The organism is Luteolibacter arcticus (assembly GCF_025950235.1).
Classification (GTDB): domain Bacteria; phylum Verrucomicrobiota; class Verrucomicrobiia; order Verrucomicrobiales; family Akkermansiaceae; genus Haloferula; species Haloferula arctica.
The window spans coordinates 360,632-384,853 of the sequence record NZ_JAPDDT010000002.1 but is presented as its reverse complement, the minus strand read 5'-3'; the positions used below and the strand labels follow the sequence as shown (position 1 = coordinate 384,853).

Genomic DNA, 24,222 nt, shown 5'->3' with positions numbered 1-24,222 from the left:
GAGCTAACAACTCCGGGCTACATTCGAAAGCTGTGAAGGATCACAGCAGTCCAAGGGCGGCTGCGCCGCGGATCATGCGTCGCAAGCGCGTGATGATCCCCGCGGTGCTGCTGGCTGCCGGGCTCTTCGCGTGGTTCGTGCTGCCCTGGTGCGTCCCCTTGCCCGCCGGGCTAACAGAAGTCCCGGCGTCGCCGGTCCTGCTCGACCGGAATGGCAAGCCGCTGCACCACCTCGTGCTGCCCGACTTCACGCGCAGTGCGCCGGTTTCACTCGCTGAAGTCCCGGCGGACCTGATCGCCTGCACCATTGCCGCAGAGGACAAGCGCTTCCGCCAGCACGGCGGCATCGACCTCCTCGCCACCGCGAGGGCAGCCAAGGACGCGGTGCTTCACCGGCGCGCGGTCTCCGGCGCGTCCACGATCACCCAGCAGTTGATCAAGCTTTCCTCCCCGCCGGCGAAGCGCGACCTGCGCACCAAGGTTCGCGAGGCCCTGCTTGCCCGGCATCTGGAGATGAAGTGGAGCAAGGATCAGATTCTCGTCGCCTACCTCAACCGCCTTCCCTACGGCAACCACCGTACTGGCCCGGCCGAAGCCGCTCGCTTCTATTTCCAGAAGCCGCTTGCCGACCTCTCGCTCGGCGAAAGTGCCCTGCTCGCAGGATTGCCGCAGGCTCCCAGCCGGCTGAACCCGGTGAAGCACTCCGCTCGTGCACTCGCCCGCCGTGACATCGTCCTCCACCGGTTGGCGAAGAACTACGACACTTCTCGTACTTCAGCCGCGCGCTCCGAAGCGCTCACCCTGCGCCCATTGCCGGAAAAAGAAGTCGCCCCTTGGCTCCCATCGTTCGACAGCGGCCTTCCCATCACCCGCGCGCAGACCACCATCGATGTGGACCTCCAAGGCGATCTCGAAGGAATCGTCGGCGAGGAACTCGCCAAGCTGGCGGGCTCGCACATCAAGCACGCCGCGGTGGTGGTGCTCGACAATGAAACCCGCGAGATCCTCGCGCTCGTCTCCTCGGGAGACTGGAATGATCCGAACGGCGGACAAATCAATGGCGCGCTCACTCCCCGCTCGCCGGGCTCCGCGCTCAAGCCGTTCACATGGCTGCTCGCCATCGAAAAAGGTGGCCTGCATCCCGCCTCGATCGTCGCGGACATCCCCACCCGCTTCCGCACCAAGGAAGGGCTCGATGCCCCGGAGAACTACGATCGCACGTTCCGCGGCCCGGTCAGTGTCCGCGAGGCGCTCGCCTGCTCGCTGAATGTTCCCGCCATGCGTGCCCTCAACGACATCGGCGGAGTGCGGCCGCTGCACGAGCTTTTGTTAGAACTCGGAATCGATACGATCGGTTCGGACCCCACGTCCTACGGACTCGGCCTCACGCTTGGCAATGCCCCGGTGCGCCTCCTGGATCTAACCAATGCCTACGCAACGCTGGCGGAAGGCGGCAAGCATCGCCAGGCAAGGCTTTGGATGGCCAACGAAGCGGACGCGGATTCTTCATCTGCCATCTCCCTTCCACCATCTGCCATCTCCGCCTTTCTAATCGCCGACATCCTCGCCGACCCGATTGCACGCGCGCCTTCCTTCGGCCGCGCCGGACCGCTAGAACTGCCGTTCCGCTGCGCGGCGAAGACCGGCACCTCGTCCGACTTCCGCGACAACTGGTGCCTGGGCTTCACCAGGGATTTCACGGTCGGCGTGTGGGCGGGAAATTTCGACAACTCGCCGATGAAGGGCGTCTCCGGCGTCGCGGGAGCCGGGCCGATCTTCCATGCCGCGATGGTCCGGCTGCACCGCGACCGCAAGCCCCAGTGGCTGGAGCGACCGGAGGGCTTGGTCGCGGTGGCGATCGATCCGCTCACGGGAAAGCGGATCGCAGATGGCGGATGGCAGATGGCAGATGAGAAGCAACCGGACTCGACCACCTTTCCCGTTGCCATCCGGCATTTGAAAAGTCCTCTCTCGCTGATCCAGAGCGATCGCTTGCCTCTCTTCGCTTCAACCACCGACCGCGATTCCTCGGGCCGCGTGCTACTAGATTCGTCGTACGCGGAATGGTTCGCCTCGTCCTATAACCGGCGGCGCGATGTCTTCGCGCTGGCCGAGGGCATGCCGGCGGAGGCACCCCTGCGTATCCTCGCCCCGCGCCATGGCATGACCTACGTGCTCGATCCCGAACTGCCGAATGGCGGCGTGCTCCATCTCGCCACAAATCTGCCCGGCGAAGTCGTCTGGTCCTGCAAGACCCTGGAGGTCTCCTCCGGCGGCACCGAGGCGGTGGCCAAGTTGAAGCCCGGCAGCCACATCCTCATCGCCACCGACAAGCGCACCGGAGTGCAGCACGACGTGACGATCAAGGTGGAGCAGCGGTAAGGGGCGTCGGCACCCCTTATGAAAAGAAGGGCCGCGGGATGCCTCCCGCGACCCTGCATTTACCGATCAACCTCGTATGCGCGGGGGAGAAAAGCGGTTACCACATCACCTTCGCGCCCACGATGGCGTTGAAGCCCGGCTCGTTCTGGCCGGATCCGTGATTTCGGTAGTCCTCGTTGGAAATGTTCTCGAGACCGGCGGTCAACTCTAGGTTGCTCGTCGCCAGCCAACCGGCGTGCAGCATGTAAGTGATGTACGACGGGGTGCCGAGCGATGGAATGCGCTGGTTGTCGGCGCGATCCGAAGCGGTCAGGCGGTCTTCTTCTCCGGCGGCCAGCACGCGGCCTTCCACCCAGAACTTCTCCGAGGTATGGGTCCAGCGCAGCGCCAGCGATCCGGTGAGCGGCAGCAAGCGGGAACCCGGCTCATCGACAATTGGGCCACCAAGGAAGGCGCTGGTGTCGGTGCGGCCGTCCTGCCATGCGGCGAAGCCGGAAACCGTCCACTGCGGGTGGAAGCGCCAGGCGCCCTCAAGCTCCACGCCATAGACGTAGCCGTCGCGGCCGTTGGTCGCCACGGTGGTGGCATTGCCGGCGGTGATCGGCACGCCGACGATCAGATCGTCGATGTCGGTGTAGAAGACCGAGAAGTTCAGCGAGGTGTTGTCCGTCGTGTGGCGGGTGCCGAGTTCGTAGGTCAGGTATTCCTCGGGATCGACATCGACCGAACCGGTCGCGGCGACGCCGGAGCGGGCGGTGAGGTTGCCGGAAAGGTCATCCAGGTTCGGCGCACGGAAGGCCTGCGAGGCACCGCCATAGATGCTCCAGCACGGATTGATGCGATAGAGCGCGCGCAGCGAGCCCACGACGTGATCCCAATCGCGCTCGGCACTATACACATCGGCGGCAGCGGTGGTGTCATAGTAGCGGCCGAGTTCTGCCTCCGCGTAGGTGTAGCGGGCACCGGCGGTGAACTCGAAGGCATCCGACGGCCGCCACACGTACTGGGTGAAGGCACCGAACAGGTCATAGGTCGAATCGTCCGCGATCGGACGAGTGGTGGGGTCGTAGAGCAGCGGGTTGGCGCCGCGCTTGCGGTAGCCTTCGGACTCGACCGTATCCTGATAGTAGTCGAGGCCATAAACCAGCGAGCCATTGCCGATCGGCGACTCAAAGGAGACGTCGAAGCCAACGGTATCGACCTCGGTGATCTGATAGCGGCGGTCGGTGGCCGAGCGGTACTGGGCCTCGGAGTCACGCGTGGTCTGGTAGGAAACGGTGGCGTTCCAGCGCTTGATGAAGGCGGTATCGTCGTTCTCCTGCTCGATGCGGGCGTAGGTCAGCGAGCGCTCCTGATCGTAGGTGCGGGCGAGCCAGGTGCCGGGCTGGATGATGTGGCCGGAGTGCTGCCAGCCCGGATTGAAGACGGTGGAGTGCCAGCGCGAGATCGAGTCCTGATTCACCTGCTGGTGGACCAGGGTGAGCGTGGTTTGCTCGTTGAGCGCGAAGTCGAAGCGGAAGTCGAGGTCCTGCTCCGGGTAGCCGGTATTGCGCATCAGGCCGACGGCGGAATCCCGGATATCGCCGTAATCCTTCGCGGTCAGGCCGAACATCACGCCGTACTTGCCGCCGACGCCGAACGAACTCTCGATGCGGCCGATGTGCGAGTCGTCGCCATTGCTGCGGTATTCGTAGTAGGCCGCGCCGTGGGTGAAGAAGGCACCGTCGGTCTCGTCCTCGAAGCCGGACGACTTGGTGAAAACGTTGGCGGTACCGCCGATGGCGTCCGAGCCGAAGAGGACCGAGCCCTGGCTCTTCACCAGCTCGATGTGGTCGATCGAGTAGGGATCGATGGTGTTCCAGTACTGGACCGGGCCGCTGCGCCAGACGGAGTTGTTGACCCGCACGCCATCGATCATCAGCAGGTTCTGGCGGCCGGTGAATCCGCGGACGTAGGGCGAACCGTGGCCGTTGGCGGTCTTTTGCACCAGCACGCCGGGCGTGAACTGCAGGGCCTCCGGGAGGGTCCGGCGGGTGTTCTGCTCGATGTACTCCTCGGAAATCTCGGTGACCGTGTAGGGCGTGGCACTTTCCTGCGCCTCGATGCGGGAGGCGGTAGTGATGAGCGGGTCCAGGAGGTCCTGGGCGTGAACGGCCACAGGAACCAACGGTAAAAGGAGGATTTTGCGCATGAGTCGGCTTCAACGACCGACGCGCGGATTTCTTTGGGGGAAATTCTCCTGTCGGATGAATTTTTTCAGGTCCCGCTCTCGCTCTTGAGGTCCCGCAGGGTTTTCGTCTCCCGCTCGGTCATCTGGTAGGGGCCGGCGAAGTCGATGGTACTGCCGTTGCTGCGGCGGGTGCGGCAGGCAAAAGCCCGGCGCGTTTCCAGATAGTAAAGGATCAGGTACTGCCGGTCGTCGCTGGAGGTCTCGGCAATGAAATCCGGCATGCCGCGGGACTCCAGGAAGGTCCCGAGGTCCGGATGCGCCGCGGATTGATACACCAGCCGGCGGTGGCCGAGCGTCTCCGGAGTGTTTCGCACCAGCATGATCCGGTCCTGGGCCGCGCGCTCGGTCCAGCCTGCATTCCAGCCCTGCGACACCGGGACGCAGGAGGAGAGGGCAAGGGCGGCGAGGGCGGCGAGCTTCATGGAAAGCAGTTACGTCGAAAATCAGAGCGGATTACTCCGGCGGTCGGCTTCGATCGCACGCTGAAGTGCCCGCACGTTCGGACGGTTTGCCTCGGATTCAATGAAAAATGCGGTCTCGAGCGGCACCAGGAATTCCACTGCGGAATTCACGCCAACAAGCTGGCCACGTGCATCGATCACCGCGCCGCCGCTATCGCCCGGCTCAAGCGGGATGTCGTGCTTGAACCGCGCCGCATTGCCGCGGCCCGGCGGGATGGCGGTGACGAGTTTCCCCGGTTCGCTGCGGAAGCCGGTCGCGATCCCCGAGTGGATCACCGGTGTGCCGGCCGGCAGCCACTGATTAGGGGGGGTCCACGAGTAATGATTGGGCGTGGCGACCGGGATGTGCAGCAGCGCGAGGTCGGCCGATGCAGACCGCCAGATGATGCGGGCCTTGGTCGCCTTCAAGCCGCCCTGCTGGCCGTGGATGATGAAGATATTTCGCCCGGCCGAGCGAGCCAGGACGTGATCGGCCGTGATGAAATAGCCATCCGGCGAGATTGGCACCGCGGAGCCGCCGTCCGCATCGTCCGGTCCCTGGCCTTGGGTGAAGCGGCTTTCCACCCACGGCGAGAGTTCGTCCTTCGATGAAATGACCACCGCGGTCAGGCGGGAAGCGGCCATCCGGCGGACGGCGCGGCCGGGGGGGGTGGCATCCGGCGGCGGTGCGTCGGGGACGGCGGTGCACGCCGGAAAAAGCATCGCCGCGAGGGCGATCGGGAACAGGCGGGCAAGCGAAAGCATCCGGGACGAAATAAAGCAAAAGACCTGCCGCCGCTCACGCGATTTCTTTTATCTCTCAAAGAACCGCCTCCAGCGCCGCCCGGTCGGCCGGGGGAATCACCAACTCCGCCCAACGATCAAGCCCTACCCACTCATCACCCTCCGCCTCGATTGCAGCAGGGTGGCCGGCCGGACAGTCATGGACGTGCAGGCTCACGCGGTAGCGGGTGATGCCGTATTTCCGGCGATGCAGCAGGGGGAGCGGGGAAAGATCGGCCTTCTCGCGCACCGGCAGCCGCCACATTCCCTCGCGACGGCCGCGGCCTTGGCGGGATAGCAGGATCTGTCCCTCGCGGCGGATCAGCGCGGTGTGCTCGTCGATTTCCTCGATGGCTTGCCGCTTGGCCTTCACGGGCAGCGATGCCGGATCCCGGGTCGCGCAAAACACGGCCACCGGGCACGACAGGCAATCCGGCACGCCCGGCCGGCAATGCGTCTGGCCGAGCTCCATGATAGCAGAGTTATGGGCGCGGGGGTGGTCGCGATCGAGCAACACATCCGCCGTTTCCCACAGCCACTTCTGCATCGGGCCGGCATCGATCGGATCGGCGCGGTCGAACAACCGCGCCAGCACCCGGGCGACATTGCCGTCGACGATCGGCGCGGACCGGTCAAAGGCGAATGACAGCACCGCGCCCGCCGTGTAGCGGCCGATGCCGGGCAGCGCCAGCAGGGGCTCCAGCTCGCCGGGGAAGTTGCCGCCATGGCGCTCGAGCACGGCTTTCGCCGACTCCCTCAGCATCCGGGCCCGGCGGTAGTAGCCGAGGCCTTCCCAGGTTTTCAGCAGGATTTCGTCCTCCGCCGCCGCCAGCGTGGCGACATCCGGGAAGCGCTCCAGGAAGCGGGTGTAAAAGCCGCGCCCCAGCACGGTGGCGATCTGGGTTTGCTGGAGCATGACCTCCGACACCAGCACCGCGTAGGGATCGCTGGTCCGCCGCCATGGGTAATCCTTGCCGTGCTTGGCAAACCAGCCGCCCAAAGCCGCCCGGAATGCCGCGGGATCATCGGTCGGGGACTGGCGGGCGACGGGCTTCAGCACGCGCCGAAGATGACCGGAAATCCGGGATCTGCCACCCCGCAAAGCTGCCGTGACGAAACTTGGGAGACCGAGTTTCAGCTTGTTTGTTCGCGCCCGCCCGAATAATTGGCCATCAATGTGCTCCAACTTCGCGGGAACCCACTGTCCCCGCGAAACCCCGGGATATCTCGTTTCCCAAACGATTGCCCGGTCGTCCTGTCTCCCGACCCCCTCCCCGAATCATGAAAGGCCGCGCCGTTTTTCTGTGGGTCTGCCTTGCCGCCGCTGCGGCCGGACAGGATGCGAAAGTGCTTGAGATCGAGAACATCGTCCAAGCATCCAAGAAGGGAGCGCAGGGGAATTGGACCCCGGCGGCCAAGGAGCAGGCGCTGGCGATCGGCGACAGGATCCGGACCCGCCAACGCAGCCGGGCGACCTTGCGGCTGACCGAACTCTACACGATGCGGCTGGAGCAGTTCTCCACGGTCGAGATCGCGCCGAGCTTGTTCGATGAAAGCAAGCCGCGGCTCGATGTCGGCGCGGGTGCGGCCTTCATCTTCAGCCGCGAGAAGAGCGGCGAGATCGATATCAAGACGCCCTCCGCCAACGGCGCGATGCGCGGCACCCAACTTTTTGTCCGGGTGGCCGCCGACGGCACCTCGCAGTTCCAAGTCCTCGAAGGTCAGGTCGAGCTGGAGAATCCGCAGGGCAAGCTGCTGCTGAGCGCCGGCGAGGCCGGGGAAACCGCTCATGGCCGCGCACCGCGGCGAACGGCGGTGATCGAGGCGACGAACCTGCTCCAGTGGGCGCTTTATTATCCGGCGGTGCTGGATGCCGACGAGCTTGGCGTGAAAGGCCAGGGCAAGTCGGTCGCCGCGTATCGCCAGGGCGATCTGCTAGGTGCGATGGAAAGCTACTCCGGCGGCGGAGAAGGCGCGAACGGCAAGCTGTATCGCGCCTCGGTGCTGCTGGCGGTCGGTCGTCTCGATGAAGCCGAGCGGGACTTGAAAGGCGTGCCCGCGGATCACGACGGCCGCCGTTCGCTCGAACGGATGATCGATGCGGTGAAGTTCCGCGAGCGCGAGCCATGGCCGGACGAAAGCCTCGATACGGCCGGCGAGGCGATGGCGGAAAGCTATTACCGTCAGTCGCGCTCCGACCTCAAAGGCGCCCGCGAAGCCGCGCGCATCGCCACCGAACGCTCTCCTAACAACGGCTATGCGTGGACGCGGCTGGCGGAGCTGGAGTTTTCATTCGGCCGCACCAAGGCCGCCCGTGACGCCTTGGCCAAGGGGCTGGAATTGACTCCGCGGAATGCCCGCGCGCATGCGTTGCAAGGCTTCATCCTGAGTGCGGACAATGAGATCGACGCGGCGCGGCAATCCTTCGAGCAAGCGGTTCAACTCGACGGTTCCTTCGGCAATGGCTGGCTGGGCCTCGGCCTGACCAAGACGAAGCGCGGCGATCTCGCCGGTGGCCGCGCGGACATCCAGACCGCCGCGACCGTCGAACCGACGATGTCCGTCTTCCACAGCTACCTCGGCAAGGCGCTGAGCATGGAACGCAAGCCCGAGGAAGCCCGCAAGGACCTCGACCTCGCCAAGCAACTCGATCCGAACGACCCGACGCCGTGGCTGTACTCGGCGATCGAGCTCCAGCAGCAGAACCGCCCGAACGAGGCGATCGCCGACCTGGAACGCTCGATCGACCTCAACGACAACCGCCGCGTCTATCGCTCGCAGCTCTTGCTCGACCAGGACAAGGCGGTGCGCAGCGCGAACCTCGCGAATATCTATCAGAACGCCGGGATGCAGGATGTCGCCGTGCGCGAGGCGACCCGCGCGGTGGAAAGCGATTACACCAATCCCTCCGCCCACCTTTTCCTGGCGAACTCCTTCGATGCGCTGCGCGATCCCAAGCGCATCCAGCTTCGCTACGAGACGCCGTGGTTCAATGAGCTGCTGCTGGCGAACCTGCTCTCACCGGTCGGCGGCGGGCCCTTGTCCCAGTTCGTTTCCCAGCAGGAATACTCGAAGATGCTGGAGTCGGACGGCATCGGCGGCAGCCTGATCAGCGAGATCCGCAGCGATGGCGAATCACGCACCGCGGCATCGGTCTTCGGGCAGTCAGGCAATTTCAGCTACGGCCTCGACGCCTACTACCGGGACAACAACGGCGGGGACCGCTTCAACAACGGCGGCGAACTGGCGGAGCTCTACGGCCAGTTCAAATGGCAGGTCACGCCGGATGACATCTTCTATTTCCTCGGCAAGTGGCAGGACGCCCAGACCGGCGACAACTTCGACACCTACGACAACCGTCCGCTCGAGCCCTATGTCGATTTCAGCGAAACCCAGGAGCCGGGCTTGTTGCTCGCGGGCTGGAACCACCGCTGGGCACCGGGGTCCCACACGCTATTCCTAGGCGGCCATCTCAGCGCTGAGCAGGTCCTGCGCAACCCCCAAGCAAACGTGCTCCTTGTCCAGCGCGATGCCGATGGCTTGCGGCCGGGCTTCATCGAAAACGTCGGGGGGATGGACCAGTTCACCGATCCTTCTCTGAATGGCTCAGTGACCGTCGGTCCCGATGGCGAGTCGCTCGTTTACTCCAGCGACCTGCTGCGGGCGATCCAACCCTACCTTGGCCGTGGCGACGTGCTCAGCGTGAGCGGCGCACCCTTCGCCTTGGAAACGCGGCGGAGCTTCGACATCGCGACCGCGGAGCTCCAGCACATCCTCCAGACGGAAACGAACCTGCTGATCGCCGGCGCTCGCTGGCAGTCGGGCGAGTTCGAAACCGATACGCGGATGTTCGCCGAGCGTCCGAATTTCAATGGCGGCTTCGAGACGCCCGCGGTGAGCCAGCACACGTCGGTCGACTTCGACCGCTTGAGTCTCTACGCCTACGACTACTGGAAGGTCACCCCTTGCCTGACGCTGATCGGCGGCGCGTCATGGGACAGCATCGAGTATCCTGACAATTTCCGCAACCCGCCGGTCAACAGCAGCCAGCGCGATGACGACAAGTTCTCCGGCAAGCTCGGCTTCACCTACGCGCCAGCGCGTTGGCTGACCGTTCGCGGGATGTATAGCGAGGGTCTCGGCGGCGTGACCTTCGACGAAAGCGTGCGCCTGGAGCCCGTCCAACTCGCCGGCTTCAACCAAGCCTACCGGACCGTCATTTCCGAATCGATTGCCGGCTCCGTAGAGGCACCTGAGTATGAGATCTGGGGCCTCAGCGCCGAAGGCAGCCTGACCACGCGGACCTGGTGGGGAGCCTCCGTCAATGTGATTGAGGAAAACGTGGATCGCACCCGCGGCATCTTCACCGGCTACGAAGCGGGCGTGTTCCCTTCCACGCCGGCCTACTTCGCCGACAGCACGGGAGAGCAGCTCGATTACGAGGAGCAGTCGGTGGCCTTCACGCTGAACCAGCTCATCGGAAACCAGTTCTCGGTGGGCGCGGGCTTGCGCGTTACGCAATCGGAATTGGAGACGACTTTGCCGGCACTCGCCGGTGCCACGCCCTTCGCCAATCTGGATGACGAAGCCACGCTGACCGAGGTGATGCTGAGCGCGAATTGGAACTCGCCGACCGGTCTCTTCGCCCGCGTGGAAGCGAACTACTACTCGCAGGACCTTGAGGAAGATCCGTCGCGCACACCGTTCCGCTCGGGTGATGCGTTCTGGCAGTTCAATGCGTTGGCCGGTTATCGCTTTTTCAACAATCAGTGCGAGGTCAGCGCGGGCATCCTCAATATCGGCGACACCGATTATCAATTGAGCTCGCTCAATCCCTACTCGGAAATCGTGCGCGACCGCACCGCGGTGATCCGCTGCCGCTTCACGTTCTAACAAGACCGCGATGCTGGACGCACCCACGTCGATCGCCGCGGCCAACCGGACCGAGCGATTGCTCCGCCTCGCCACCGGATTCGTCGGCGTCGCGCTGGCGGTCGCCGCGGGTTACCTCGCGTTGTTCCGGCTCGGCGGGGATGCCCGCACGCTGAGCTATGACCTGCCGTTCACAATCAGTCACCACAGCTACGGCGGGGTCGATGACGTGCGCATCGTTTACATCGACGAACTCGACGGCTCCTTCGTGAACCGCAGCGCGCAGTCGAAGCTGCTCGACAAGCTGAACGAGGCGGGCGCCCGGGCGGTCGTCTATGACCTGATCTTCGACGCGCCTTCCCAGGATCCGTCGATCGACCGCGAATTCGCAGCGGCCATGCTGCGCTTCCGCGGTGTGGATGAAAACCTCACTCCGATTCCCGGCAAGACACAACGCCCCATCCTGCTCGCCTGCGGGCGCAGAGCGCTGAATCACGCCGCCGCCTCGCCAGAGGAGGTCAGCGTCATTGGCGAACAATTGATTCCGCCGAATGACGAACTGCTCGCCGCCGCCGACGACTTCGGCCTGGTGGCTCTCATGCATGACAAGAAGTTCACCGTGCGCGAACTCAGCACCGGCACCCCCGATGAGCCGTCGCTGACGTGGAAAGCTGCGGTAGCCCTCGGTGCGCCACTCGCGGAGGCCGACCGGGAGTCGCCGCGCTGGGTGAACTATGCCGGACGTCCGAACACAATCCCCACTTTCGACGCCTCCAGACTGCTTGCTGGACCTCTCCCCACCTTCCTCCGCGACAAGGTCGTGGTCGTGGGAGCGAAGCCGGGAATGGCGGGTGCCGCCGCGGGAGTCGACCTGTTCTCCACGCCCTACCATCGCCTCGACCTGCGCGGTGACCTCGATCTCATGAGCGGTGTGGAAGTGCAGGCGACCTTGCTCGCAAACCTTCTCAGCAACAACTGGCTGACCAGCTCCACCGCGGGAAGCGACACCTGGCTTATCAAGATTGCCGGCCTGCTCGCCGGCATCCTCTTCAGTTGGCTGCGTCCCGCCCGTGGCTTCCTCCTCGCGTCGCTGATGATCGCGGGCTTGATCTGCGCAGGCACCCTCTCGATGAACTACCACCGCTTCTGGTTTCCCTGGAGCGTGGTGGCCTTTCTCCAAATCCCCGTCGCGCTCGTCTGGGGCACCGCCTCGCACTTCTACATCGAGCGTTTCTTCCGCGCGAAGCTGACCGAGGAACAACGCCAGCTCCGCGAGGCCTTCGCGAAGTACCTTTCGCCGCAGATGCTCGACCGGCTGACCTCCGAGGGATTCCGCATGAAGGTCGGTGGCGAGAAGATCGAGGCCGCGATCCTCTTCACGGACATCGAGGACTTCACCAACATGTCCGAGCGCGTCGGTGATCCGGAGAAGATCGTCAGCACGCTCAACGAGTACTTCGAGCGCACCACGAGCCACGTCTTCGATGACGATGGCGTGGTCATCAAGTTCATCGGCGATGCCATCTTCGCGGCGTGGGGAGCGCCCCTGCCGGAGCCCCAAGCCGCGCCCAAGGCGGCGCGCGCGGCGTGGAAGCTCTCCCAAAGCAGCCGCGAGGTCATCAACGGCGAACGCCTGAACACCCGCATCGGCCTGCATTTCGGCGAAGTCGTGGCGGGCAACATCGGCAGCGTCCGGCGCGTCGACTACACGATGATCGGCGATGCGGTGAACCTCGCGGCGCGGTTGGAGTCGCTGAACAAGGCACTCGGAACCTCCATCCTCATGAGTGATGAGGTTTGCCGCCGCCTCGGCAACGAATTCGTCACACGGAAGGTTGGCAATTTTCGGGTGAAGGGTCGCCGCGAGATCACCGTGATCCACGAATTACTTGGCCCGGCGGATAGCGGCATACCGCCATGGATCGCATTTTATCACGAAGCCCTCGCGGCCTTGGAGGCCGATGCGCCCAAGCATGCATGCGAGTTGTTCATGAAGACATCCGCCAGCAAGGGAGAAACTGACGGTCCTAGTCAGTTCTTCATGAAACGGCTTGATGCCGGAGAGCTCATATCCGGTGGAGTGATCGAGATGACGGAAAAGTAAAGTTATCCCAAGCAGCTATCATTACGGGTTTTGAACTTGTAAGATTGTGCACGTTCTTGAAAGTGACACGTTCGTTGGCGCGTTCTGCACGCCCGGACTCACCCCACACGGCTCCCCCCAGCCGATGAATCACCCCGACTCACCCGTCGCGATGCCCCGCATCGCACCCATTTTACTTGAGGCATTTGCCACGGCCGGCGACTTGAGCCGCTGGCGCCGCGGCCGTTTGCCGTCGCTTGTCCCCGGTTAGAAACCCTCGCCTTCCCTCCCCCGAGCCATGCGTCGCATTCCCATCATGCCGGCCGCGCTGACCCTGCTTGCCACGGGCCTGGTGGGGGTATGGGCATGGAAAGCCACCACCCGGGATGAACCCCGGAGCGCCGCCGGATCCACGGCACCGGCAAAAACCGGATCCTCCTCGCCCTCCGCGGATGCGATCTCGCCGGTGATGGATTTTCTCAGCGGAAAGCCGGTCGCTGCGGATGCCCGGCGCGAGTTCGAGGAATTGAGGCGCTCGCTTGCTTCCATGCCGAAGGACGAGGCCGTCGCTCTCATCCGCAGCTACCTTGCCCGCGGCGAAGACCGCACGACCGGGCTTTCCTTCGAAATCGCTGGCGATGGGTCGCTCAAGGAGTGGCCGACTTTGCGGACATTCCTGATCGATGCGCTGCTCGCCCTCGACCCCTCCGCGGCCGCTGCCCTTTCCCGCGAGATCCTCGCCAAGCCGACCTCGGCGGACGAGTGGGCGCTGGCCCTGCGCAACGTCGCCCGCGCTGATCCCGACACCGGCTTTCTCCGCTCGAAGACGGAAGAACTCATCGCCAACCCGGCGTGGCAGGCGAATCCCTCGATCGGCTACCTCAATGCCTTCGACGTGCTCGTTCACATCGGCTCCACCGAGAGCACGCCGCTGCTTTCCTCGCTGATCCAGCGCAAGGACCGCAAGGACCTCGCCCACGCCGGCTTCCTCACGCTCGACCGCCTCGTCCAACGCCAGCCGGTTGACGAACTCACGCGGCTCGCGGCCGATACGGCGCTCCAGGAGAGCCGGCCGGAAATGGTCGCCCAGCAGTTCGCCCGCGCCGACCTCCGCGATTCCGCGCAGCAGTCGCTGGTGAAAGCCTGGCTGCTCGACCCCGCGCGCAAGCCCGCCGAGCTGCGGTCCTTCGCCGGCGTCTATCCGAACAACAACCACTTCGTCTCAAACAACCTGCTCACCCGCGAGGCGACCCAGAGCGGCGACGATCTCGCGGCGCATGACCGCGAGGCCCTGGCGGTGATCGCCGCTTGGCAGCAGGACCCCGCGTTTTCACCCGTGAAGGAACACCTTGCCGCCATGGCCTCCCGTCTCAACGGCTTCGTTGGTTCCCGCGATGGCAACTCTCCTCCCCCCGAATAGCGCCATGCTCCGATTCCCCCACCTCACGCGTGTCTTCCGCGCCGTCTTCGGATGGGCAGCCCTGCTTGCTGCCATCGCACCGGCCGCCGAGCCGGTGCCATTCGCCTGGACCGATGCCGTGGCGGGCGATTGGAGCGACGCCACGAAATGGACCAGCGCCGACAGCAGCGCGCCGGTCGCGACAGGGCTCGCCACCTATGAGCTCGACTTTTCTCCCGCCGGCACCTACGCCGCCAACCAAGACCTCAACGCTGGCTTTCTGCTCAACCGGCTGACCTTCGGCGGGTCCACGGTGACCTTGTCCGGGAATGCGCTGCAGTTCGTCACCAATGGCGCGTCGCTCCCCGAGATCCGGCAAAACGGCGATGCCGAGGTCGTCCTCGACACACCGCTCGGGCTCGGCGTCGATCTGAGCTTCGGCGGCACTGGCACCGCGACGGTGACGCTCAATGGCGCACTTACCGGCAATGGCGGCCTCACGAAAGGCGGCCCCGCCCTGCTCTCGCTGACCGCTGCGAACAGCTACCGCGGCAATACCACGGTCACCGAAGGCATCCTGCGGCTCGCCCAGCCGAACACCGGCAACGACAAGTCCGTGGTCTCGATCGCCGCGGGAGCCGCGCTCGACCTCACCTTCACCGGAAGCGACACCGTCGCCTCGCTGCTGCTCGCCGGAGTCTCCAAGCCGGACGGTCTCTACGATGCCGCCAATAGTGGGGGCGCGATCACCGGCACCGGCTCCTTGCTGGTCGTGACCCCGCCGACTTGGTCGGATGCAAGGCTGTCGTCGCTCGCGATCAGCGGCGCGTCGTTGTCGCCATCCTTCAGCCCCCTGACCGGCAGCTACTCGACCAGCGTCCCGAACACGGTTTCCACCATCACCGTGACGCCGACCGTCTCGGGAGAAGGCGCGACGGTGACGGTCAATGGCAACAGCGTCACCCCGGGTGCCGCCAGCAATCCGATTGCGCTCGGCGTGGGACCAAACCTCATCACCACGCAGGTCCGCGCCTTCGACGGCATCACCACGCGGACTTACACGGTGAATGTCAGCCGTGGCTCGGCCGCGGTCGTGGGCACTTCTCCGGCGGTAGTCATCGACTCCTCGCGGGCGACGCTCAATGGCACTACCACTCCCCACGGTGCCGCGACGGTCTATTTCGAATACGGCCCGACCGCGGGCTTTGGCAGCCGCACCCCGGATCGCGATGTTTCCGGAGCGGGCGGGTTTGCCGCCGGCGTCAGCGGCTTGAGCGGCGCGACGACGTATCACTTCCGCTCGGTGCTGGTGAATCCCGCTGGCACGATCTACGGCGAAACCCGGCAGTTCACCACCGCGCCGAATCCACCGGTGGCCGCGACCGGTGCACCGGCGAACGTCACCGCCTCCACCGCCACGCTCGTCGGCGCGGTGAATCCGAACGGCGTCCAGGCCTCGGTGTATTTCGAATACGGCCTCACCACGGCCTACGGGCAGTCCACGCCGGTGCAAAAGATCCCCGCGGGCTTCGCCACGGTCGGGGTGCAAGCACCGAACCTTTCGCTGATCGCCAACGGCGCGTATCACTACCGGCTGGTGGCCAGCAACAGCGCGGGCACTGCCCTGGGCAATGACGTGATTTTCTCCGTGACCGTCGGCGGCGGCAGCGGGACCGGCGCTCCGACCGCGCCGCCCGTAGTCACCACCGTGGATGCCGCAGGGATTTCCACCGAGACTGCCATCCTGCGGGGCACCGTGAACCCGAATGGCGGCACCACGCTGGTGAAATTCGAATACGGGCTCACCGACTCGCTGGGCACCGCCACCACGCTCCAAGGCATCGGCAATGGCGACGACGCGGCCGATGTCGCAATTCCGGTGCAGGGATTGCTGCCCGGCTCGACCTATCACTACCGCGTCTCGGCATCCAATGGCCTCGGCACCACGCCCGGCGATATCCTGACCTTCACCACGGACTCGCCCCCCCCCACCGCGGTCACCGGCGACTCGACCGTGCTGACGACGACCAGCGTGCGCATCGATGGCTCGGCCCGCGCCCGCGGCGCTCTCGCGGAGGTGTGGATCGACTACGGCACCGACGGCGTTTCCTTCGACAGCGTGCAGGCGACGCCGGTCTCCGTCAGCGGCGACCAAGTCACTCCGGTCAGCGCCGAAGTGGACGAACTCGACCAAGGCGTGACCTACTACTACCGCGTCCGCGCCGTCGGCCCGGGCGGCGAAGGAGTCGGCGAAATCAAGACCTTCAATGTCGAGTCGCTCTCCGGCTTGATCCAGCAATACCCGCCTGCCGTGCCGCTCGCCGACCGGCGCGGCACGGTCGCTCTCACGCTGAGCCCGCCCGACATCGGCAGCGGCTGGCGTTTCGCAGGTGAGCAATTCTGGCGCGAGTCCGGTGCCCCGGCCACCGGCCTGACCGCTGGCGACCGCGTCATCGAGTATCGCCCGGTCGCCGGCTACGTTCAGCCCGCTACCGAGGCCGTGGCGGTCGCGAGCAGCGTCACCCCGCTCGCCTTGACCCGCACTTACACGCCTGCCGGTGTCACCGTCGGCGGCAGCCTCACCGTCATCCTCAAGCCGCAGGATCTCACGGAGGGGGAGGCACCCGCGCGCTGGCGCTTCTTCGGCGAGGAAGAGGCGGATTGGCGGGAAAGCGGCGTCACCGTCAGCGACCTCGCTCCCGGCAGCTACGTCATTCATTGCAAGCCCATCGCCGGCCGCGCCACCCCGGCCCCGGTGACCGCGACGGTGGACGAGGGACAAACCACCACGCTCAACATCACCTACTTCATCGCCGAGGATCCCATCGGCACACCGGCCACGATGGTGCCCTTCGAGACTTTCTCGACCGATACCGCGCTGCCGAATGCCTTCGTTGGCCAGATCCGCAGCGATGCGGGTTTGGGCAGCGGTTTCGTCGTCCGCCCGCGGGTGGTGGCGACGGTAGGCCACGCGGTTTTCAATGACGGCACGCTTTCCATCGCCACCGGCCTGCAATGGTTGTTCCAGCATGACCGCGGCGTCCATGACCCGGTGCCAAAGGTGCCGCGCGGCCACTACTTGATGACCGGCTATGCCGCCCAGCGGGTGCTCGACAATTCGCCCGGCGTTTCCTCGCCGGCATCGCAGAACCTCGATGTCGCCACGATGTTCTTCCTGGAAGAGGTCGGCCGCGGCGGCTTCAGCGGCTACCTCGCGAGCGACAACCTGACCAACGGGTTCCTGCTCTCCAACTCGCTCAAGACCCTCGTCGGCTACCCCATCGATGGCATCGCGGAGGCCGATCTCGACCGCCTGCATGCGACTCCCGCGACGGATGTGGCGTTCGCGCCGGCCTTTGGCCGCACCTTCACGACCTCCGACATTCGCGCCAGCGGCGGGGCGTCCGGCGGACCGGTCTGCGTGCTTTCGGAAAACGGTGCCTACTACCCCGCGGCAGTCTATCTCGGCGGCACCGGTCAAACGGTGGTGCGGGCGTTCGACAGCGATGTGGTCGAGCTGATCGGCTTCGCCAATGACAGCGCTGGCGATGGCGTCGGCACCAGCGGCGGCTCGCAAACCGGCACCACCACGGAGCCCTATGAGGAAGAATTTCTCGGCGGCCTGAAGGTGATCATCGAACCTGCCGCGGCCCGTGACGCGGGTGCGGGTTGGCGGACGAATGCCGCGTCGCCTTACCTGCCATCGGGCGCGCAGTTGGATGACCTTGCGCCGGACCTCTACAACATCAGCTTCCCGACCATTGCCGGTTTCCTGCCACCGGTGATGCAGCCGGTGACTCTTGAGGCCGGGTTGCTCACCACGCTGACCTTCACCTACGAGTCGGTGGTCACGGCACCGGTGATCACTTCCTTGGGCACGGTCACCGGCAGCAAGGGCGAGGAGCTTTCCCATCAGATCACCGCCGACAACTCGCCGGTGCTGTTCACGCTGCGTGGCGTGCTGCCGGACGGCATGACTTTCGAGCCGCTCAGCGGCCTCATTTCCGGCACGCCTCTGGAGGCCGGGGTATTCGAGCTTACCATCGGTGCCAGCAATTCCGGCGGCGCGGATAGCAAGGCGCTGGTGCTGACCTCGCTTCCGGGGATCGCCGACCAAGCGGCCACTGTTCCCTATCTGGTGCCGATGTCGTATGCGATCGTCTCCAGCGAAAGCGGCGGCGGCACGCAATGGGCGGCGGCCGACTTGCCGCAGTTCCTTTCCATCAACCCGGCTACCGGCGTGATTTCCGGCACGCCGACCACTCCCGGCGTCTATTCGATCCCGCTGACCGTCACCACGCTCGGCGCTTCGTCGAACGCAACGCTAACGCTGACCGTGACTGGCACCCCGCCGGTGATCACCCAGCACCCGGTCGCCTCGCGCAGTCTTCAATTCGGCACCACGACCACGCTGATCGTCGCCGCCACCGGATTGCCTGAACCGGAGTTCCAATGGTACGAAGGGCCTAGTGGAAACACCGACGCCCCGGTGCTCGGTGCCACCTCGCCGACCTTCACCACTCCGCCGCTCACCGGCAATACCCGCTTCTGGGCACGGGCCTCGAGCATCAGCGGCAGCGCGGACAGCAGCGCCACGGTCATCACCATCCTGCCGTCTTCGAACGCGAATCTCATCGGCCTGTTCACCAGCCAAGGGATCGTGACGCCGGCCTTCAACTTCGGGGTGACCGCTTACTTCGTGACCGTGCCGAATGATGTGCCGGCCATCCAGATCACCCCGCTGGTGGAAGTTGCCCAGTCCACCGTGAAAGTGGCCGGCCACCTCGTCCCGACGGATGCCGCCAGCGACCCCGTCAATCTCTCGGTCGGCAATACCGTGATCCCGATCGACGTGACCTCGGGCAATGGTTCGGTGACCAAGCGCTACACCCTCACGGTGGGACGCTCGCAGCCGCCAACGGTCGTCAGCGGCACGGTGACTAACGCCGCAGACTCGACCGCCACCTTGCGCGGCACAGCCACTCCGAATGGACCTGCCACCGTATTCTTCCAATACGGCACCACTCCCGCCTTCGGCAACGCGACGGCCGGACAGGTGATTTCGGGGAATGCGGCGCAGGCCATCACGGCTCCGATTTTCGGGCTGCAGCCGCAGGTGACCTATCACTTCCGCATCGGCATCACCACCGGCGCGGGCACGATCTTCGGAGCTACCAATACCTTTACGACCACCCAGGCTCCGCCGCTGTTCGCCACCGGCCAGGCCATCGACGTGGACACCGACACCGGCAGCGTGAAACTGGTCGGCGCGGTCGATCCGAACGGCACGGCTACCTCGGTGTTTTTCGAGTACGGGAAGTTCGACGGGCCATCCTGGGTCCCTGAAACCACGCCGGTGCAACAGGTTCCCGGTGGCAGCGCGGTGGTGGACATCGACGCCACGGTGACCGGGTTGGACGTTGGGGGGCTCTACAGCTACCGGCTGATCGGCAGCAGCTCCTTCGGGTCGTCCTATGGCGAGTTTGTCTACTTCGTGGTCGGCGAAAGTGGGTCCGGCACCGGGATCCCGACGGCCGCGCCCGTCGTGACCACGCTCGACGCGCTCGACATCACCGACTCGACCGCGCTGCTCCTCGGCACGGTCAATCCACAGGGAGGGACGACCTTCGTGCGCTTCGAGTATGGCCTGACTTCCACCTACGGAAGCAGCACCCCCGCGCGTGGCATCGGCAGCGGAACGGAAGGTGCCTCGGTGGCTCGCGAGGTATCGGGCCTGTTGCCGGGCCAGACCTATCACTACCGGGTGGTCGCCTTCAACAGCGTGGGCATCAGCTTCGGCGAGGACCTCACCTTCGTCACCGGCCTGCAGTCACCACTCGCGACGACGGGTGCCGCGATGCCGCTGGAAGTCAGCGGCATCGGCGTGGCCGGCACGGTTCGCGCACGGGGCGGTCCGGCGGATGTATTCTTCGAGTATGGCACCGACGGCATCTCCTTCCCCGACCGGATCCGGGCGACCCAGATCACGGTGAATGGCGATAGCAACGTCCCGGTGAGTGTCTCGCTGGACGACCTGCTGCCGCAGACGACCTATCACTACCGCGTGATCGCGATCCGCACCAGCGATCCGAATTCAGTCGGAGTCGGCGAGACGAAGACCTTCCGGAGCGACGCGCTTGCGGGCCTGTTCCAGAAGTTCCCGCGCGAGATCGATGCGACCGCCCATGCGGGTGAGCTTCAAGTGAACCTCATCCCCCTCGGCACCGGCAAATGGCGCTTCGTCGGCGAGATCGACTGGCGCGCATCCGGTGCCATCGCGAAGGGATTGGCGACCGGCGACCGCGAGATCGAATTCTTCCCGGTGCCCGGATGCTTGCAACCGGGCCGCGAACTCGTCGGCCTGATCAGCGGCACTCCGCGGTTGGTGCTGACGCGCGAATACTTCCAAACCACGACTCCGCAAAGCGGTGCTATCCAGGTCTTCCTCGAGCCCGCCTCGAGGACCGGCACCACGGTGCCGCTGTCGCAGCGGGCGCAGTGGCGTCTTTTGGGATTCAATGGTGGTCCTTGGTACGAATCCGGGCACGCCCTCACCGGCATCGCCCCGGGCAATCACTTGGTGGAGTTCAAGGCCGCACTCGACCTCGATGCACCACCTCCGGCGAAGGTGCTGATCACGGATGGCCAAACGAGCACGTTCGCCTTCGCCTACAATCCCGACCTCGATGTCCCATCCAGCTCATTGCGCGAACTGCCATTCAGCGACATTTCCACCCGCCGCAATCTGGCCTACGCTTATGTGGGCCAATTCCGCACCGACTCCGGCTCGTTCAGCGGCTTCGTCGTGAAGCCACGCGTCGTCGCTACCGTGGCGCAGGCGCTCTTTGACGAAGTCACGCTGGCCCAGGTGCCGGGAGCCCAGTGGTTGTTCCAGCGGTCGCTGGAGATTCACGAGCCGGCGCCCATGACACCCCGCGGTTTCTATGCCTTCACCGGTTACGCCGCCCAGCGGGAGGTGGATAACACACCGGGACAGCCGAGCTTGGAATCCCAGAAACTCGACGTCGCGGCGCTCTACTTCCTCGGCGAGGCAGGTCGCGGCGGCTACTCCGGCTTCCTCGCCACGGATGCGACGACGAGTCCGCTGGCCGATGCTACGACACTCAAGACGGTGGTCGGCTATCCCGTGCGCGGGGGTGGCTCGACCGATGGACGCGGCAAGATGAACGCCTCGCGGGCCAAGGCCGCCGCCTACGTGCCGGTGTCGGGCGGGGTCTTCTCCACCCTCCAGATCTACGGGCTGAACGGGATGCTCGGCGGTCCGGTCTGCGCCCAACGCGACGGCGGAAGCTACTTCCCGGCCGGCATCTATCTCGGCGGAAACAACACGGAGAATCATGTCCGCGCGATCGATGACGGGGTGATCGATCTCTTCGGTCGTGCCGAGATCACGGCGAACACCGGCGACAACAATACCTCCGGCGGCATCTCGCTGACCAGCTACACCGCGGTCTCCACCACCACGAACCGCGGCGCGCTCACCGTGATCCTGGAGCCAGCCGAGGCCAGACTGGCCGGGGCGCTGTGGAAGCTCGGCACCGATTCGAGCTTCGTCATTTCCAGTGCCCGCAAGAACAACCTGACCGCGGGCAACTACGCGCTCGAGTTCAAGGCGCTGCCCGGTTTCGTGGCTCCGCCGCAACAGACCGTCGCGGTGCTGGCGAACAACCTGCTCACGGTGACGGTGACCTATCAGCCCGCGGTCTCCGCGCTCGCCCTCTGGCGCACGACCAACTTCGGTTCGTCGACCAATGCCGGCACCGGCTCCGACAGCCAGGATCCCGACGGCGACGGCATCATCAACATCGACGAATACACGGCGGGCACCGATCCGAATGACCCCACCGATGTCTTCCGTGTAAGTGCGGCGACAAAAACGGATACGACCTTCTCGGTGGTCGTGCCCGGCAAGCTTGGCCGGCTCTACACGCTCGAACGCTGTGCCGATCCCGCCGCGGGGCTTTGGCAAGACGTCGCCACCTCCGGTCCCGCCCTGCTGAACGGCGATATTAACCTTACCGATCCTGCATTGAGTGGCGACCGGGCCTTCTACCGGGTGACGGTGGAACTCTTGTTACCGTGACGATGACGGGATTCGCCAACCGGGTTTGCCGATTTTTGGCCCGGCGCTGGCGAATGGGTATCCCACCTGCTCTTGGCAGCCGACCCATCGCATGAAATCCCCCGTAACCCAAGTCCTTAAGAACCTCCATCAGCGGTATGCGTCTCTCCACGACGGCAAGGTAGCGGACTACATCCCCGAGCTCGCCAAAGTCGATCCGAAGCTCTTCGGAATCTGCATCGCGACCCGGGACGGGCATCTCTACGAGGTCGGCGACACGCGACACAAGTTCACCATCCAATCGATCTCCAAGGCGCTGTCCTATGGCTTGGCCTTGGAAGACCGCGGCGAGGACCATGTGACTTCGCGGATCGGCGTGGAGCCATCGGGCGATGCCTTCAATGCCATCAGCTTGAAGCCCGGCAACGGCGCGCCGTTCAACCCGATGATCAACGCCGGCGCGATCGCCACCTGCGGGCAGGTCCTGAAGAAGGACGGTCAAACCCGCATCGACCGGATCCGCGAGTATCTCTCACGCTGCGCGATCGGTCAGCTCGACATCGACGAGGACGTCTATCGCTCAGAAAGCCAAACCGGCCACCGCAACCGGGCGATCGGCTGGATGCTGCGGAATTTCGACATCATCGAGGAAGAGCCCCGCGATATCTTGGAGACCTATTTCCAGCAGTGCTCGCTGCGCGTGAATTGTGCCGACCTTGCAGTGATGGCGGCCACGCTTGCCAACCAAGGTTGCAATCCCGTCACCGGCGAGCGGGCGATCGCTCACGAGTATGTGGACAACGTGCTCGGCGTGATGGCGAGCTGCGGGATGTACGATTGGTCCGGGGAGTGGATCTATCGGGTCGGCCTGCCGGCGAAGAGCGGGGTCGGCGGTGGCATCCTCGCGGTGCTGCCGGGTCAGCTCGGCATCGGTGTCTTTTCCCCGCCGCTCGATGACCAGGGCAACAGCGTCCGCGGCATCAAGGTCTGCATGGATCTCGCCCGCGAGCTGGCACTGCACATGTTCAACCCCAGCGCGGTGCCGCAGCCGGCACTGCGCCGTAGCTACAATGCCTCGCAGGTGAATTCGCGACGGCGGCTGCCGGCACCGGTATTCAAGGCGCTGCGCAGCTACGGCGATCGCATCCGCGTGATGGAGCTGCAAGGGCCGCTGCTGTTCTCGACCTTCGAGCCCGTCATCCGCGAGCTGGTGAAGCAGGCCGCCTACTGCCAGCACGTGATCCTGAACTTCGCCAACGTCTTCTCCGTGGACGGGGTTTCGCTGCGGATGCTGCGCGAAGTGCGGCAGCAGCTCGACGACACCGGCGTGCGGCTGCTGTGCTGCCACGCCGGACGCCACGGCAAGGCACTCGAGGTCGCAGGGCTCGGCGAGGACGCGCTTTTCCCGAGCGAGGACGCCGCGCTCGAGGCTTGTGAGGACGCCGTGTTGGAAAAGGTGATGCCGCATCACACCCCGGACGTCCCACCGGTGGCTCTTTCGAAGTGCTCGCTCTTTTCCACCTGCGATGAAGATGAGCTCCAGCTTCTGGAGGAGCGAATGGAGCACCGTTCCTTCGCCACCGGTGAAACCATCATCCACACCGGCGGCACGGCCGACGAACTCTTCGTGCTCAGCGACGGCACGGTCGAGGTCCGGCTGTTGTTAGGAAACAATCGCTATCAACGGCTGGACGTCTTTTCCGCCGGCATGAGCTTCGGCGAGCTCGCATTCCTCGATGGTTCGCCGCGGTCGGCCGACGTCGTGACGACGGCACCGGTGACCTGCCGCGTCATCCGGCGCTCGCTCTTCGACGTCCTCGGTCGCGAACACCCGGCGCTCAAGGCCAAGATCCTTCACCAATTCGCCCTGCTGCTCTGCGAACGCCTGCGACAGGCGAATATCGAGATCTCCGCCTTGCGCGGCTGACCTGCAATTTCCTGCTAGTCGTGG

Annotated in this window: 10 protein-coding genes; 6 read left to right on the top strand and 4 right to left on the bottom strand. The window is 65.1% G+C overall.

Going from position 1 to position 24,222, the window contains the following annotated elements; translation table 11 throughout:
- Positions 1 to 74: 74 nt before the first annotated feature.
- Positions 75 to 2,381: a transglycosylase domain-containing protein gene (locus tag OKA05_RS06295; protein ID WP_264486264.1), complete on the top strand. Its 2,307-nt coding sequence runs from the start codon at positions 75 to 77 to the stop codon at positions 2,379 to 2,381.
- Positions 2,382 to 2,478: 97 nt separating this feature from the next.
- On the opposite strand, the gene OKA05_RS06290 is transcribed toward OKA05_RS06295, so the two are convergent.
- The 4 genes from OKA05_RS06290 to OKA05_RS06275 all read right to left on the bottom strand — a co-directional run bounded on the left by OKA05_RS06290 (position 2,479) and on the right by OKA05_RS06275 (position 6,894).
- Positions 2,479 to 4,572 carry a TonB-dependent receptor plug domain-containing protein gene (locus OKA05_RS06290; protein WP_264486263.1) on the bottom strand — a complete coding sequence of 698 codons (2,094 nt, stop codon included), beginning with the start codon at positions 4,570 to 4,572 and terminating at the stop codon, positions 2,479 to 2,481.
- A gap of 65 nt (positions 4,573 to 4,637) precedes the next feature.
- Positions 4,638 to 5,033, bottom strand: coding sequence for a hypothetical protein (locus OKA05_RS06285; protein ID WP_264486262.1), 396 nt, complete (start codon positions 5,031 to 5,033; stop codon positions 4,638 to 4,640).
- A 21-nt stretch (positions 5,034 to 5,054) separates the two neighbouring features.
- On the bottom strand, positions 5,055 to 5,816 hold the full coding sequence (locus OKA05_RS06280) for a S1 family peptidase (RefSeq protein ID WP_264486261.1): 762 nt from the start codon (positions 5,814 to 5,816) through the stop codon (positions 5,055 to 5,057).
- Between the two features lie 55 nt (positions 5,817 to 5,871).
- Positions 5,872 to 6,894 carry an A/G-specific adenine glycosylase gene (locus OKA05_RS06275; RefSeq protein ID WP_264486260.1) on the bottom strand — a complete coding sequence of 341 codons (1,023 nt, stop codon included), beginning with the start codon at positions 6,892 to 6,894 and terminating at the stop codon, positions 5,872 to 5,874.
- Positions 6,895 to 7,115: 221 nt separating this feature from the next.
- Between OKA05_RS06275 and OKA05_RS06270 the strand changes: the two genes are divergently transcribed.
- The 5 genes from OKA05_RS06270 to glsA all read left to right on the top strand — a co-directional run bounded on the left by OKA05_RS06270 (position 7,116) and on the right by glsA (position 24,198).
- Positions 7,116 to 10,727, top strand: a complete 3,612-nt coding sequence (locus OKA05_RS06270) for a TonB-dependent receptor domain-containing protein (RefSeq protein ID WP_264486259.1) — start codon at positions 7,116 to 7,118, stop codon at positions 10,725 to 10,727.
- Positions 10,728 to 10,737: 10 nt separating this feature from the next.
- Positions 10,738 to 12,810 (top strand): adenylate/guanylate cyclase domain-containing protein, encoded by a 2,073-nt coding sequence (locus OKA05_RS06265; RefSeq protein ID WP_264486258.1) that lies wholly within the window; start codon positions 10,738 to 10,740, stop codon positions 12,808 to 12,810.
- 277 nt (positions 12,811 to 13,087) lie between these two features.
- Entirely contained in the window at positions 13,088 to 14,209 is a 1,122-nt protein-coding gene (locus OKA05_RS06260; protein ID WP_264486257.1) for a hypothetical protein, read from the top strand.
- A gap of 4 nt (positions 14,210 to 14,213) precedes the next feature.
- Complete coding sequence (locus OKA05_RS06255; protein WP_264486256.1) at positions 14,214 to 22,292, top strand: cadherin-like beta sandwich domain-containing protein; 8,079 nt, start codon at positions 14,214 to 14,216, stop codon at positions 22,290 to 22,292.
- 91 nt (positions 22,293 to 22,383) lie between these two features.
- Positions 22,384 to 24,198, top strand: a complete 1,815-nt coding sequence (gene glsA / locus OKA05_RS06250) for a glutaminase A (RefSeq protein ID WP_264486255.1) — start codon at positions 22,384 to 22,386, stop codon at positions 24,196 to 24,198.
- Positions 24,199 to 24,222: the final 24 nt, after the last annotated feature.